This is a genomic window from Psychrobacter sp. W2-37-MNA-CIBAN-0211, assembly GCF_040309405.1.
GTDB lineage: Bacteria > Pseudomonadota > Gammaproteobacteria > Pseudomonadales > Moraxellaceae > Psychrobacter > Psychrobacter glaciei.
This window is the reverse complement of record NZ_JBEOOU010000007.1, coordinates 115,287-130,718: the sequence shown is the minus strand read 5'-3', so window position 1 is coordinate 130,718 and position 15,432 is coordinate 115,287. Positions and strand designations below refer to the sequence as shown.

General features: G+C 43.7%; 9 protein-coding genes. 5 read left to right on the top strand and 4 right to left on the bottom strand.

Features of this window, described 5'->3' with window-relative positions:
* The first annotated feature begins 351 nt into the window (after window positions 1–351).
* Complete coding sequence (locus tag AAEY72_RS08920) at window positions 352–2,004, top strand: hypothetical protein (protein ID WP_352310255.1); 1,653 nt, start codon at window positions 352–354, stop codon at window positions 2,002–2,004.
* 542 nt (window positions 2,005–2,546) lie between these two features.
* The gene (locus AAEY72_RS08915) at window positions 2,547–4,145 is read left to right on the top strand and encodes an OmpA family protein (RefSeq protein ID WP_352310254.1); all 1,599 of its coding nucleotides are present in this window, start codon (window positions 2,547–2,549) and stop codon (window positions 4,143–4,145) included.
* Window positions 4,146–4,253: 108 nt separating this feature from the next.
* Here the strand turns inward: AAEY72_RS08915 and nagZ are convergent, their stop codons facing one another.
* Window positions 4,254–5,336 carry a beta-N-acetylhexosaminidase gene (nagZ, locus tag AAEY72_RS08910; protein ID WP_352310253.1) on the bottom strand — a complete coding sequence of 361 codons (1,083 nt, stop codon included), beginning with the start codon at window positions 5,334–5,336 and terminating at the stop codon, window positions 4,254–4,256.
* Window positions 5,337–5,889: 553 nt separating this feature from the next.
* Between nagZ and AAEY72_RS08905 the strand changes: the two genes are divergently transcribed.
* Entirely contained in the window at window positions 5,890–8,100 is a 2,211-nt protein-coding gene (locus AAEY72_RS08905) for a carboxy terminal-processing peptidase (RefSeq protein ID WP_352310252.1), read from the top strand.
* Between the two features lie 482 nt (window positions 8,101–8,582).
* Here AAEY72_RS08905 and AAEY72_RS08900 read toward each other — a convergent pair whose 3' ends face one another.
* Window positions 8,583–9,068 (bottom strand): FKBP-type peptidyl-prolyl cis-trans isomerase, encoded by a 486-nt coding sequence (locus AAEY72_RS08900; RefSeq protein WP_010201899.1) that lies wholly within the window; start codon window positions 9,066–9,068, stop codon window positions 8,583–8,585.
* Window positions 9,069–9,394: 326 nt separating this feature from the next.
* Between AAEY72_RS08900 and AAEY72_RS08895 the strand changes: the two genes are divergently transcribed.
* A complete protein-coding gene (locus AAEY72_RS08895) occupies window positions 9,395–11,434 on the top strand; it encodes a M61 family metallopeptidase (protein ID WP_352310251.1) in 2,040 nt (679 codons plus the stop codon).
* Window positions 11,435–11,561: 127 nt separating this feature from the next.
* On the opposite strand, the gene copM is transcribed toward AAEY72_RS08895, so the two are convergent.
* On the bottom strand, window positions 11,562–12,380 hold the full coding sequence (copM, locus tag AAEY72_RS08890) for a CopM family metallochaperone (RefSeq protein ID WP_194620781.1): 819 nt from the start codon (window positions 12,378–12,380) through the stop codon (window positions 11,562–11,564).
* 357 nt (window positions 12,381–12,737) lie between these two features.
* Window positions 12,738–13,352 carry an rRNA large subunit pseudouridine synthase E gene (locus AAEY72_RS08885; protein WP_352310250.1) on the bottom strand — a complete coding sequence of 205 codons (615 nt, stop codon included), beginning with the start codon at window positions 13,350–13,352 and terminating at the stop codon, window positions 12,738–12,740.
* A gap of 688 nt (window positions 13,353–14,040) precedes the next feature.
* Here AAEY72_RS08885 and icd point away from each other — a divergent pair.
* Complete coding sequence (gene icd, locus AAEY72_RS08880; protein ID WP_194620783.1) at window positions 14,041–15,300, top strand: NADP-dependent isocitrate dehydrogenase; 1,260 nt, start codon at window positions 14,041–14,043, stop codon at window positions 15,298–15,300.
* Window positions 15,301–15,432: the final 132 nt, after the last annotated feature.

The window sequence follows — 15,432 nt, the reverse complement described above, 5'->3', positions numbered from 1 at the left end:
GTAGAGAACTGTGCTTTAATAATCATTTATTATTAACAATATAACAGTGTATAAAAGAGAGTAAGTAATGCTTCGTATACTGACCGTAACGTTAATGCTAAATGCATTTGTAGCAAGCAGTCTACAGCGCCTTAAAAATAAACTTAAGTCTACATATATATTTAAGATAAGATAAAATAAAATCGTTCATATGAGCGACGCATAGCAACAACTACCAACAGCACAGCCGTTTCATAGGGCGCAACTTATAAAGTATAGGCATTTAAAGTACAGGCATTAAGCAAAGCGGATAAAAAAACGATTTACTTCTTTTATATATTTAAACATTAAAGCCGGTAGAGGCCGTCAGTTATGAGTATTATTGAGCAACTAGAACAACATGTCACGCCAGCTGTGTTGGGTGATAATAGCAGCGTCGCCCATATCTGCCTCCTTGAGCAGTTTTATGCGATTTTGGTAGCCCGCTTGGCTTTGCCAGAAGTTTATTCGCAGTTGCTAAGGTCGGATCAAGTCGTGGTTGCTGATAGCTTGCCAGAAACCCCTCTCTTTGAGCAACTATGGCAAGCCCCAAGTATGCGGCAAACTCTAGTGCAAGAACTTGCCGCCACACATCATATCGATGAGCTTGCTACCGTACAGTTACTTATAAATGCTGCGCCACTGGCCTACCGTGAGCTAAAAGTACTGGCGAATGGACAGTTTTTGCCTGCGTTTTTGCAAAGAGAACAATCTGCCTTGCGCCAGTATTTACCCACATGGTCAGCACCTTTTATCACGGCCTCCCAAAGTATTCATCAACCATCCAGTGCACCGAGTGTCAGAGCGGATGCTACTATAGCAGCTGTGCCAGATATACCAAAGGACAAAGTCAGTGCCCCTGATACAACCGCGATAATGCCGTCGACAGCAGCTGCCATAGAGAATAGTAGTGTTCATCCAAATACTAGTGTGAATTTAAGTAAGCATAGCAATAGCAATTTAAACAATCTTACTGATGTTATGCATACCAGTCCTGCTGACCATCATTTGGCAGAAAATGGCAGTATGAAGCGAGAGAAAGTCCGTAGCCGTAATCAACGCAATGATTTATTGGTACGGGTGTTTTTATTGATAGTGGCAGTGGTAGCGATAGGCTTTGCGGCATGGGCACTGTTAATTAAGCCTAATGGTGAGACAACAGTAGAACCTGTGGCCACCGCCCCAGTCGTTGTTCCGTCTACCATTGAACCAGCCGCACAGGTTTTAACGCCAGTTGAGCTCATCGTTAGAGTAGATGACAGTGGCAGTCTATATACTTGTAGCGCAACGGTCGGGGATGAAGCGTTGCAAAGCATACTACAACAGGCACTCAATACAAGTTTCGGTGAGCAGGCAAGTATCTGTGAGTTGACCATACAGGTAGGCGTGGCCAGTAGTATGAATAGTATACCAGCAGAGGTGCTGCCCAATATCTTGACTATGTTGAGATCAACACCATTTGCTCAACTGCATTTACAAAATGAGCGAGTGACCTTGGAAGCGCCAGACAATATACTCCTACAACGCTTGGTCACTGACATACGTACGTTAGCGCCAGCGCTGATGATCGACAGTGTAGCACCATTACCGTTGCCCAATAATAGTAACGGAGTAGGTGATATGACGGCTATGAATGGTCAGAATCCTCAGTTTGAGTCCGATGCCAGCGCTGCAAACAATGCTTATAACAGTAACGTTAATGGTAATAATTTTGCCGAGAATGCAAACAATAATGGTGCTGGAGAGTATCAAGCAACAGATGACGATACCGGTGATAGTATGATGCCCGCACCAGCCCGCAATACACCAGTGCGTAGCAATAACGGCAATCTTACTAATGTGCCTAGCAACTTACCGAATAACTCAAATAGCCGTGCACCTACAAACAATACAAACAGTAGACCATCAGGCCCTATCTCCCTGTCTGAAGTAGATAATATGGCCAGCAATGTTATTGTGGCTGAGCCCGCGCAAGTAAGAAACTGATTAGACCGACCATTGAGATGTAATATGAGTCATATTACATCTCAATACTTTTATAAAAAGTGATGGTCAAAGGTGATGGTTATAAGCAATCAGATGAAGTCGTTTTATTACTATAGTCAGTTCGGAATAAAATCGATACATTGCCAGTTAGGGGTGACTGGTATAAATTTCCCTTACTTGCTGCTATCACAGAGGCTACGAAAAATTCATTCCAGTGACACTGTATTTGTTTTAAAGTGAATCTACTATATGAATTTCATTGTTTAATAAACAGTTCTGTTTCTACCGCAAGCACTATCGATATGTTAGGGATTTGTACTTTGTGGTCTTTCTAGTTACGCGTAACAACTGAAACATTACCTAACGTATCATTTGCACAACAACGTGTTGATTGTTAACACTTACTTAATACTTTTATAATAATGAAAATTGAATATTGCCAAGATGGTTTTAACGGTTACGGCTCTTATCTCTTAGCAAAATTTTTGAGTATTTTAATTATATAGATTGATACTAATAAGTATTAATAGGAGAGTTATATTATGGATGTTATCAGCCATTTGACGCGAACGGTAAGCCCCGCAGTATTGGGAGATGACCGTAGCCCAGCTAAGAAAAACTTGCTTGAGCAATTTTATGCTATTTTTGCTGCTCGCTTGGCAGACAAAGATACTCATGATCGCTTTTCTAACGAGAGTATCGCTCGTGATGATCAGGGATTTCATGAGCGCGTATGGACGGACAGCGCACACCGTGACCAAATAGCTCGTGAGCTTGCTGGCAAACACAATGTCGATGTCACTGCTTCTCGCGGTTTAATCGCGATGGCAGCACCACTTGCGTACCATGAAATAAAGAGCTTGGCAGGGACGACACCTGTGCCGCAGTTTTTAAACGACAACTCGGCTAGCTACCAACATCATATTCCTGCTTGGGCGAGTGCAGTTTTGCCAGCAGGTATGATTGCCGCTGCGCCTGCAGGCGCACGAATGTCTGATACGGTCAGCACCGCACCCCTTCAGCGCGAAGAAGAAACAGAAGGCAGTTTTATGAAAGCGCTGCTGCCCATCATTGGTCTGATTATTTTAGGCGCTTTGGCTTGGGCATTGCTTAGAGGCTGCCAAGAAAATCCTGAACCCGTTGCTACGCCTGCTATCACCCAAGAGCAAGCCGCCGAAGGTAATGCAACAGCTGTTGCCGCTGATGTTGAGCCTGCGTCATTGCGTATCGCCACAGGTGAGAACGGTGAATTATATGCTTGCCGTATGAACGTTGGTAACGAGATGCTACAGACCAATGTCATGAATGCTTTGACCAGTGCATTTGGTGATGAAGCCAATAACTGCCGTGCCGATGTCGATGATAATTTTGCGATAGATATGCCTGCCGCTGCCCAGCTGGCTGCTATCTTGCCTATCGTCAAAAACGTACCGAATGCCAGTATGCTCATAAAAGGTGATACCATCACGGTCAATGCACCTGATGCGGCAACTTTAGACAAGCTGGTCGCTGATTTGCAAGCAGCAGCGCCTGCGATGACAGTAAAAGCCGAAGGTGCATTAGACGCACAAAGTGAGATTGACAACAGTTTAACTGCTGCCGACACCGCGATGAGCAACCTTGGTGAAAACCCTGATCCACGTGATGTGGCGCGTGCCTTGAGCTTGCAGGTTATTAACTTCGAAGTAGATGCAAAGTCTATTCCTGATGCCAACAAATCATTTCTTGACCGTGCCTCTAAGATAATCACTGAAGTACCAAATATGAATTTGATGATTATCGGTCATACTGATAGCCAAGCAGATGACGCTTACAACATGAAACTGTCTCGCGATCGTGCCGAATCTGTAAAAGAATACTTAGTATCTCAAGGTATTGACGCAAGTAAACTAAGCACTAAAGGCATGGGTGAAACAGATCCTATCGCTGATAACTCGACGGAACAAGGTCGCTTTCGCAACCGCCGTATTGAGTTCGTGGTCAATGATGAGACCACCAGTGCAAATGATGGTATGATTATTAGCAACGATGCGCTTGATCCTGACTTGAATCCATTAGACAGCAACAATGATGACCTATTGCCAGATAGTGATGATGCAAGTCGTGGTACAGCAGTAGATCCACAAATGAATACTCAGTAGTCTTTAGTCGGTAATCTTTAAAAAATTATTGATAGTAAGAAAATAATGAATACAAAAAACCGCATCTGAAAAGGTGCGGTTTTTTATTTGCCAAAAAATGAGCGACTGTTATTTATAGACAGTGGGATCTTTTAGCTCATTATTAGACTCAGATGTACTCTCTGTTGACGTATTAAAAAAGGTCTGAGTCACATTTTTCTTTGCTTGCTGCCAGTAGTCAAACTGCTGACAAGTAGCGTCAAGGTCACCTTGCCAAACGGGGATATTGCCGCACATGGTTTTGATACGTTTTTGATTGGGGTAGGGCAGATTTTGCGCTGCTTTAGCTGCTTCATGGGCGGCAATTCTATCATTACATACCAAGGCAATGTCGCAACCAGCTTCAATTGCTGCTTTGACGCGCGCGCTAATATCTCCAGCTGCCTGCGCGCCTGCCATAGATAAATCGTCAGAAAATAAAACCCCATCAAATTTAAGCGCATCACGGATGATGTCTTTGAGCCAAATTTTAGAGAATCCTGCTGGCTTGTTATCCACTTGTGAAAAAATCACGTGCGCTGGCATCAGCGCATCAAGCCATGGCAGCGTTTGGGCAAACGGCTGCATATCGCTGTTCATAATCTCATCTAAACTACGGCTATCGATGGCTTCTGATATATGGGAATCAGGAGCGATGGCACCGTGACCGGGGAAATGCTTCCCAGTGGTTGCCATACCAGCCGCTTTCATGCCGTGCATAAACTGGGATGCCAAAGCGGTGATGGCTTGCGGGTCTTGATGGAAGCTACGATCACCAATGACTTGGCTGATACCACCTCTGTCGAGTACAGGGGCAAAGCTCAGATCAATGCCCACGGCCAGCACTTCTGCTGCCATCAGATAGCCGCAATCGTAGGCACAGCTAAGCGCATGGCTGGGATCTTGATTAAATAAGTCACCCAGTCGCCCCATAGCTGGCAGTGGGCTAAACCCATCACGTAACCTTGCGACGCGTCCACCCTCTTGATCAACACCGATCAATATATCAGCATTGTGATAGCGTATATCGTCACACAGTGCGCGTACTTGTGCGGCATCTTTGACATTTCGTCCAAACAAGATGACCCCGCCAACTTGAGCTTGCTTGATTAAACTCACATCTTCAGCAGTCAGTGCGGTACTATCGATATCAATCATTAAGACGCCGTACATCGCGTAATCCTTATTATGTTATATCAGTGATTGCATTTATATCAGATTCAAATACAACCGACTGTTCAGTGTTATATTATGACAGCTATTATGAATTGAGTATAATCTGCTGGTCAAATCGGCCAAAAATAATGGCTATTAACTGTTAAATAGCGATCAGTAGCCACGAGCAATAAATGTGATAGAAAGTTTGGTATGTACCGCGGTAAAGTGTAATATTGCTTATACAGATTGAGACAATGACGCATTTATGGTCATGCTAGTATTGAGTGATTTTTCGCAAGACGCGGGTCGTACTTTTCCAATAATTAATATCGCTAAAAAGCCAAGTAGTTAAAAGGCTGCGCCGTAAAAAAATAACTAATACCATTCACAAAAATTAGAGTAGCAAGGAAAACGAGTATAAGTGCTACGCATTGTAGACTAAACGAGTTTGACACCGCCAATCGTACTTTTTGGGTTTGGTGTAAATTTGATGGATAGGGACTCACCAAGCAAATACTTTCGATGACAATTGATAATACTTTCAACTTAAAATAACTAGGTATATATGATGAAAAAACAACCAGCACAGTGGTTACTCAGTGCAGCGTCAGTGGGCATCGCCGGTCTTATTCTCACCCAAAGCTACGGCACTGCAGTGGCAGATACTAACACCGAAGGTTTCGTCCAAACACCTGAACAAAAAGTCACCACTCGTCAAGTAGCCGCCTTGCTGGATCGCAGCCATTATCTCAATCAGCCGCTCGATAGCAAAACAGGCAGCGAGATTCTGTCTATGTATATTGATAGCCTTGATCCAAACCATACCTTGTTTTTGCAGTCTGATGTCGATGAGCTAAAGAAAAAGTATGCCGCCGAATTCGGTGATCGCCTCAAACGTGGTGATCTGTCTGCAGGTATAGAGGTATTTGAGCGCTATCGTAAACGCTCAAACGAATATTTTGCCATGGCAAGCAAAATGCTAAAGACGGATCTGGATTTGACCAGCAATGAGACTATCGTACTTGACCGTGAAAAGCTCGGTCACTTCAAGTCCAAAAAAGAGCAGCGTGATTACTGGGCGCGTCAGTTGAAGTTTCAGTTGATGAGTATCACGTTAGGTCAAGAAGACGAAAAAGCCAAAGAAAAAGTATTCTTGAATAATCCAGACATCACTCGTGGACAGGATTTAGTACGTAATGACGAGCGTACGCCCAGTGAGATTTTACTCAATCGTTTGTCACGTCAACAAGAGCAGTTCAAGCGTCTCAAAGATGATGAAATCATGGAGACAATCTTGAATACTGCCATGCTGACCTATGATCCGCATAGTAACTATTATGCACCGGTTCAAGCAAACGAATTACAAATCCAATCGAGTCTACAATTAGAAGGTATTGGCGTCTCTATCCGTCCTGATCGTAAAAACCCAGACTACACGCGTATTGTGACTCTGGTGGATGGTGGCCCAGCAGCCAAATCTGGTCAGATTAAACCCAATGATTTGATTGTCGGGATCGCCAAAGATGGCAAAAACATGATCGACGTGGTTGGTTGGTCGACACGTGAGATTGTCAGTCTTATTCGCGGTAAGCGCGGCACTTCAGTCACGCTCAAGCTACGTCAGGCTAGTGCCCCAGAAGCCAGCGCTCGTACCGTCACTGTGGTTCGGGATATCATTCAGCAAGAAGAGTCAGGCGTGACCCAGCGCGTTGTAGAAGTACAGCGTCCTAATATCGATAAAACGCCAAAACGTATTGGTGTCCTTGAGATACCAAGCTTTTATTTGAACTATCGAGCGCGCCGTAACGGGGAAGATTATCGTAGCGTCAGTATCGATACTGAAAAAGCACTCAAAGAATTGAATAAAGAAAATATCGATGGTCTCGTGGTCGATCTGCGTAATAACCCTGGTGGTTCATTAGACGAAGTGGCCAAAATGCTCGGCTTCTTTATCAAGAGTGGACCACTGGTGCAAATTCGTGACAATCGCGGCAACATTCAGGTGTACCGTGATGATGATGGTGGCGAACAACTCTATGATGGCAAGGTGGTCGTTATTACTAACCTAGCATCTGCCTCCGCTAGTGAAATTTTTGCAGCTGCCATTCAAGATTATGGCCGTGGCTTGGTAGTCGGTAGCACCACTACGGGTAAAGGCTCTGCTCAGATTCAACTGGACAATTTAGCGCTAGGTTCTGCGACTTTAACTCAGCGCAAGTTCTATCGTATCACCGGTGGTAGTACGCAAAATAAAGGCGTTGTTCCCGATGTCGAATTGGTCAATATCTATGATGATGCGACCTTTGGTGAGCGCGCGCAGAAAAAAGCACTGCCTTGGGATACCATCAAAACCGCACCTTATAAGCCTGAAGGCAAATTTACCAACGATACGTTAGCAACGCTGAATCAGCAGTCTACAATCCGTCAGCAAAAAGACCCACAGTTTACTTACTTATCAACGTTGAACGATATTCGCAATATGGATGATGAGAAAAAACCTGTCAAGCTCGATATCAATAGCCGACGCGCCAAGATGCAGCTGATCGAAAAGCGTTCATTAGAGGCGGAGAATAAACGTCTCATTGCCACAGGTGAGCGTCCGTATGCCAATTGGAATACCTATCAAGCCGCGATGGATGCGAAGTTTGAAGAGCGTAGTCAAATGAAAGCCAATGAACGCCCAGAGCTACCTGAAGATGAAACTTTCATCAATGAAGCGGCTTATATTATGCTCAGCGCTGACTCAAAAAAAATGATCAGCCCTGAAGACAGTCTCTAGCAAGCGTATCACTGTGAGCTAGAAAAGCAGTTAAATAAAAATCCGTGTAAGCATAGGCTTACACGGATTGACGCTTAGACCTCTTACTAACTTATCATCAATCTGCGATTATAACTGTACGGCACGATTGAACGAAATGGTTCATTGATACTAGGGATTGGTATCTTAAAATCGCGTCAGGGATAGATGGTTTGCTGATTAAGGACAATAAGGCTGGATGCCTGCTAGTTATAAGATACTCCGGGATTAAGTATCATATAGCGTTAACATGGATGGTTGGTAATAAAAGCCGCATAGCGCTCGTCGTTACGCGGCTTTGTTACGTTTGGAAGAATGTGTTTCTATCAATAAGCCATAAAAATCCATAAGCCATAAAACACAAAAAAAGGTCAGTAGACGTATCTACTGACCTTTTAGAATAAACGACAAGCTTCATCTTACTTACTTGTCGTTTAAGCGTTTTACTAATGCTCTAATAGAGATTAGTGTTCAACGCCACCTGCGCCATGTACATGGCCGTGGCTTAGTTCGTCTTCAGTCGCTGCACGTACTTCTTGGATTTCAACATCAAAAGTCAAACGCTTACCAGCTAGTGGATGGTTAGCATCAACAACTACTTCGTCATCATTCACTTCAGTAACCGTAACCAACATTACTTGGCCACCGGCTTCTGACTGAAACTGCATGCCAGGCTGGATGTCATCAACGCCTTGGAAGTTATCGCGTGGTACATGTTGTACGGCTTGTTCTTGATATTCGCCATAACCATCAGCAGGCTCAACGACAGCGTTAACTTTTTCGCCAGCAGATTTGCCTTCTAGTTGTTGTTCTAGGCCTGGGATGATGTTGCTGTGACCATGTAGATAGGCCAGTGGCTGACCTTCTGGTGATTGGTCGAGCACGTTGCCTTCGTCGTCTTTTAGCGTGTAATTGAATTTGACGGCAGTGTCTTTTGCGATAGTAGTCATAAATTATCCTAAATATATCTGTGTAAAAAATTAAATACGGTTGCAATAAACCTAAAAAAGCCAATCGGCAAGCCAGATAGCCACGTCATTAGTCAGTTATCATCAGTTTATTAAAGTAACTTTAGCAGTTAGCATCTTTAATTGCGATGGCCCACATAACTTTCAAGGGAAAAATCATAAAAAATGCCAATTAATGTCATAATTTATGAAAATAAGCGCTATTTTCTATGCTTTACCGTACAGCGGGTTGCTTGTAAAGGGTCTGCCAGTTGCATTTTCGGCTAAGGACTTCTACCATAACGATAAAAATAAGGATGAGAAAGACGATGAATTCATTGATCAATAACGCTAACGTGCCTACTTCTGACGCCAACACTGCCAATAATGAGTCAACAGAAACTGTCTCAATCAGTAAGGCTGCTCGACCTGTGCCTAATATTAGCTATCGATTCGATTTTGAGCGTTTTTTTGAGCATTTGGTTGATGTGTCGCTCACCTTTACTACAAACGTAGATGCTCCAAATCTTTGGTTGCCAGCATGGATACCAGGTAGCTATTTGATGCGCGAGTTTGCCCGAAACATTACTGCGGTGCATTATCAAATTATGGACGACGATAATAAAAGCGCTGAGATGCACCGCGCGATAAAGACAGACAAACACACTTGGCAGTTGCCACATGTCAAGGCGGCTCAGACAGTAAATGTTCATTATGAAGTTTACTGCTATGATTTATCCGTGCGCACCGCTTATGTTGATCAGCAGCGTCTATACGGGAATTTCACCTCTTTAGCATTAGCAGTCGATGGCCAGGAGCAGACGCCTGTACAAGTCAGCTTAATAGTGCCAGCCGCATTTTTGGCGGATAAACAAGAAAGCCATGTGCTTTTAGCCTGTGGTTTAGACGCTACGCACCTGCGCCTTGATGGACAGCAAACGGATGAGCAGAAAGAGGATGGTCAATACAGTTACGAGCTACAAGCAAACAGCTATCACGAGCTGATTGATTATCCTTTTGAAATCGCTGAGCAGGATACATTTGATTTTATCGTCCAAGACCACGCGCATCAGACCTTACCTCACCGTTTTTATCTGTCGGGTAAGCATAATGCCAATATGGGCAGGCTACAGCAAGATGTCACCCAAATTTGTCAGACGTATCTAGATTGGCTGGGTGATGCACCATTCAACGACTATACGTTTATGACTTTTGCCAGTGGACAAGATTATGGTGGTCTTGAACACATCAATTCGACCAGTCTGATTACGCCGCGTCGCGACTTGCCGAATATTGACGAACCCAAAATACCTAGCAGCGATTATCAGCGTTTTTTAGGCTTATGTAGCCACGAGTACTTTCACGCGTGGTGGGTCAAAACCGTACGCCCCGATGTTATGTTGGATGTAGATTTGCGCCGTGAAGCCTTTACACCACTGCTTTGGGTATTTGAAGGTTTTACGTCTTATATCGATGACTTTATGTTGCAAGCATCAGGCGTGATCGATAAGCCAAGCTATCTCAAGCTACTGGCTGAGCAAGTCAATCGCTATTATCAAACGCCTGGACGCGCCTATCAAAGTATCGCTGAGTCGAGTTTTGATGCGTGGATTAAGTTATATCGCAGTGATGAAAACACAGGTAATGCTGGGATCAGTTACTACAATAAAGGCGCATTGGTGGCGCTTTGTTTGGACTTAACCTTGCTCGAAAAGAGCAACGGTCGTTATCGTTTATTTGATGTAGTAAAAGCTTTTTATAGCCAAGCAACGCAGAATGACAACCGACGGATTGGTATCAGCAGTGCCGATATGGGTAAGGTTGTTGGGCACTTTATGTCGCTTGCCGATTGGCAAGAGTTTGAGCGCCGCTATGTCAATGGCGTTGATGAATTACCGATTGAAGCACTATTGACTGCAAATGGTATAAAAATGCGTACTAATACCAAGGAAACTGCTGACAAGTATGTGCCTTGGGGCATGCGCTGTCATGAGACACCAGCTGGACTCAAGGTAAATCGCGTGACACGTGACAGTGTGGCTGCCAAAGCTGGTATTTCGGCGCATGATGTTATTGTCGCTATTGATGGTATTAAAGCAGACACTAAGCAGTTAGCGTCGCTTAGTACGGCAGAGCATGATGTGGAATGTTACCTGTTTCGTCGTGATGAGTTGATGTGCGTCAGCGTATTACCTAAAGCAGCGCTTAGTAGTGGACAGCAGCAAGGCATGACTGAGAAAACCTTTCCGCATAAAGTAAGTTTACACTTGGCAAAGACAGATCCAGTGCTCGATGATAATGGTGACCGTTTACCACTACCGGTGGGCTGGCAGACATGGCTTAATGTCATGGAGCGTCAGCAAGTATAAATATATCAAAAGTATAGCTGTATCAACTCGATAAAAACCCCTGCTAACCATTTATGATTAGCAGGGGTTTGATGTTATGGGTTTTACATTTATTGATATTGATTGACCGTATCTAGGTAGTGGGCTACTACTCAGCAGGTTCTTTAGCATCTACTTCGTTTTCGACAGTTGCGTCATTACTAATAGTGTCATTGTTGAGCTTGTCGATTTTGTTAGCGGCAATCCAATTTTGCATCACTTGAATCTCAGGCTGCTGGGCGTCGATGATATCTTGAGCCAACTTGCGCATCTCTTCATCTGTACCATATTTGAGCTGTATCTTTGCCATGTCTACAGCGCCAATATGATGTGGCAACATACCGCGTGCAAAAGCCATATCAGGTAGAGGATCGGTAATAGCGAGCATCATGTCACCATGCATCCCGTCCATGCTCTTGGCATAGGCTTGCTGCATGGCTTGAGTATTAGGTTTAGGTTTGGCAGCATCAGGATGGCCGGCAAGCCATTTGTTCAGAATGTCTATCTCAGCTTGCTGCGCTACCATAATTTTTTGCGCAAGTTCTCGCATGGCTGCGTCAGTACCATACTTCAGCTCGATTTTTGCCATGTCGATGGCGCCGCGATGATGCCCCAGCATGCCTTTCGCAAAGGCGGTATCGGGATCGTTATATGCCATACCGATCATCATCTCATCATGCATTCCTGTCATCGACTTAGTGTAGTCTTTGAGAATGTCTGTCATTTGCTGCTCATCTGCCATTGCATCGCCACCTGCCATATTATGACCATCCATATTCTCTTGATCAGCCGTCATCTCAGTTGCTGGTGCCGCGACTTCTTCTGCGGGCATCACCTCACTACTCTCTGTTGCTGGCTGACAGGCGCTCAGAATAAACGCAGCAGAAATGCTGGTGGCGAACAAGGCAAAACGACGAGAAGCAATCATGACATATCCTTATAGAGACAAGCTAAACAATAAATAAACGCGAAATACGGCACTAATATGACAGTAAGGCAGTAAAGTGCTGAATCTTAACAGATAAACCTTACCAGTTCGAGACGCTATGTTTAACAGGTCGTAATATATTTGCTAGATTTTATTACTAATCTATATAAAACCACTAATCTACATAAAACAGGCATAGTCAGGTCAATATAAAAGAGATACAGCGTGACTGGTATAATTTTTTTGTAGCAACTGCCAGTACCACATTTGAATGTTCAACAGACCCTAGACGTTGTTCGATGTGTCTATGGTCTTATGAAAATTATCATCAGTCAATACGCCTGATGACAGAGCAAGTTAATTACTGACACCCAATTCCCTCAGTTTCGCACTATCTAAATGAATACGTACAAACTCACCAACCGCTAGTTCCCCCAATTCGAAGCCTGCGACTGACCAACGAATAAGACGCAGGCAAGGCAATCCAACGTGAGCCGTCATGCGTCTGACTTGGCGATTCTTTCCTTCATAAATCGTCAGCATCAACCATGATGTCGGTATGCTTTTACGCTCACGGATAGGTGGCTCACGTTGCCAGAGTGGCATAGGCAAATCCTCTTCACTAAGCTGTTTGATGTCGGCAGGTAGGGTTTTGCCATCTTTGAGAATGACGCCCTGTCGAAGCTTATCAAGTTGCTCAGTAGTAGGCATGCCTTCAACTTGCACTAAGTAAGTCTTACCTTGCTTACGTCCAGCATTGGCCTTTGGTGGATGGGTAATGGCTTTGTTAACCCTGCCATCATTCGTCAGAATCAGCAAGCCTTCAGACGTCGCATCCAGCCTACCAGCCACGCGCAAAGACTTGTCAGTAAAATACTCTGATAGGGTGGTGTGGTCGTTGTTGCTGTCATCACGGAACTGACTTTGCACACCGTAAGGCTTATTAAACAGAACGAGACTGGTGGTCGACATAAAGTAGCATTTCCTAAATAAAAGTATTGATGAATCATTGCGAAAGATGAAAAGTAGTAGTCAAAATAAAAGGTGTTCAACACGCCCTGATTGCAGATCAATTATAAGACGGTTGATGACTTAATTAACGGCATTTTAATGAAAACGAAACACATAAAAAATAATGTATTAACTTGTCATAAGTAGGCTACAGATATGAAAATTTATATTCAATATAAAACCATGTTATTATAGTGGTATTTATAACATTGATATCTGTACATGAGCTATGCACAAGAAAAATCATTGCTCAGACCTTTAGCTTAGTACAATGGCTAGGATAAAACGTGACATTTATTGCGTACTCAAGCTTACAGAGCATTGATATTTATTAATTTTATCTCAGCTTTTTTGTCGTTTCTCTTTTTTATGTCCATAGCATTATATTTTCAGGTGCTTTTGTGAGAGGGGTTTTTCTCTTCTTATTAATTGTATTATTTTGCCAATTTTTATTTCGAAGCCTTGAGTGTAAAGCGGTTTTGTCAAACGGTTAGATACAAGGCTATTAAACATAAGATCGTAAGTGCGCCACTTATGCTTGCTCAGCTAACAGGCGTTAATTCACGCATACCTATAATAGAATGGCGAAAGCATAACAGAGTGCTCAGTATACTTGCGATGTCCAACATACAACCAAGGAGTTTTATTCATGTCCTATGATAAAGTTATCGTACCAAGAGACGGCGAAAAAGTAACCGTCAACGCTGATTTATCGTTGAATGTCCCCAATCATCCAATTATTCCCTTCGTTGAAGGCGATGGGATTGGGGTGGATATCACTCCAGTTATGATTAAGGTGGTTGATGCCGCAGTTGATAAAGCTTACCACGGCAAAAAATCCATCATTTGGATGGAAGCGTATTTAGGTGAAAAAGCAGCGAAAATTTACGATGGTGATTACTTACCAAGCGAAACGCTAGAGATTTTAAAAGATTACGTGATCAGTATCAAAGGGCCATTGACCACGCCAGTAGGCGGCGGCTTTAGTTCGTTAAATGTGGCTGTACGCCAAAACCTTGATCTGTATGTTTGTCAGCGTCCAGTGCGCTGGTTTGAAGGCGTGCCAAGCCCCGTGCAGCATCCTGAGCTGACGGATATGGTTATCTTTCGTGAAAATACAGAAGATATTTACACGGGTATCGAGTGGAAAGCGGGCAGCGATGATGCCAAAAAAGTTATCAATTTCTTAAGAGATGAGATGGGTGTGACCAGCATTCGCTTCCCTGAAGATTGCGGCATTGGCATCAAACCCGTATCTAAAGAAGGCTCGCAGCGTCTAGTACGTAAAGCCATCCAGCATGCTATCGATAACGATTTGCCGAGTGTGACTTTAGTGCACAAAGGCAACATCATGAAGTTCACCGAAGGCGCATTCAAAGACTGGGGCTATGAATTAGCCGCAGAGCGTTTCGATGCAGAGTTGTTAGATGGCGGCCCTTGGATGACGATGAAAAATCCAAAAACGGGTAATGACATTATCATCAAAGACGTGATCGCTGATGCGTTCTTGCAGCAAATCCTGATGCGTCCTGCCGATTATTCCGTCGTCGCCACGCTTAACCTAAATGGTGATTACATCTCTGATGCCCTAGCGGCTGAAGTGGGTGGTATCGGTATCGCACCGGGTGCTAACAAAGGCGGCGCAATCGCTGTCTATGAGGCGACTCATGGTACTGCCCCTAAATATGCTGGTCAGAACAAAGTAAACCCCGGCTCGTTGATTTTATCGGCTGAGATGATGCTACGTGATATGGGCTGGGTCGAAGCAGCCGATCTTATTATTAATGGTATCCAAGGCGCTATCGCTAATAAAACGGTCACTTATGACTTTGAGCGTTTGATGCCTGATGCTATCTTGCTCAGTACTTCTGAATTTGGTAAAGCCATCATTAAGCATATGGATGCGTAGTCATCGTTTTATCATGAGCTAAAAGCAATTTAAAATAAGCTATAGTCATTCCACTATAAAAGTATGACAGCGTTAACCTCGCTTGAAGTATCATATATACATCTACACTCGGTTGCCTTGTACTACTTTTAA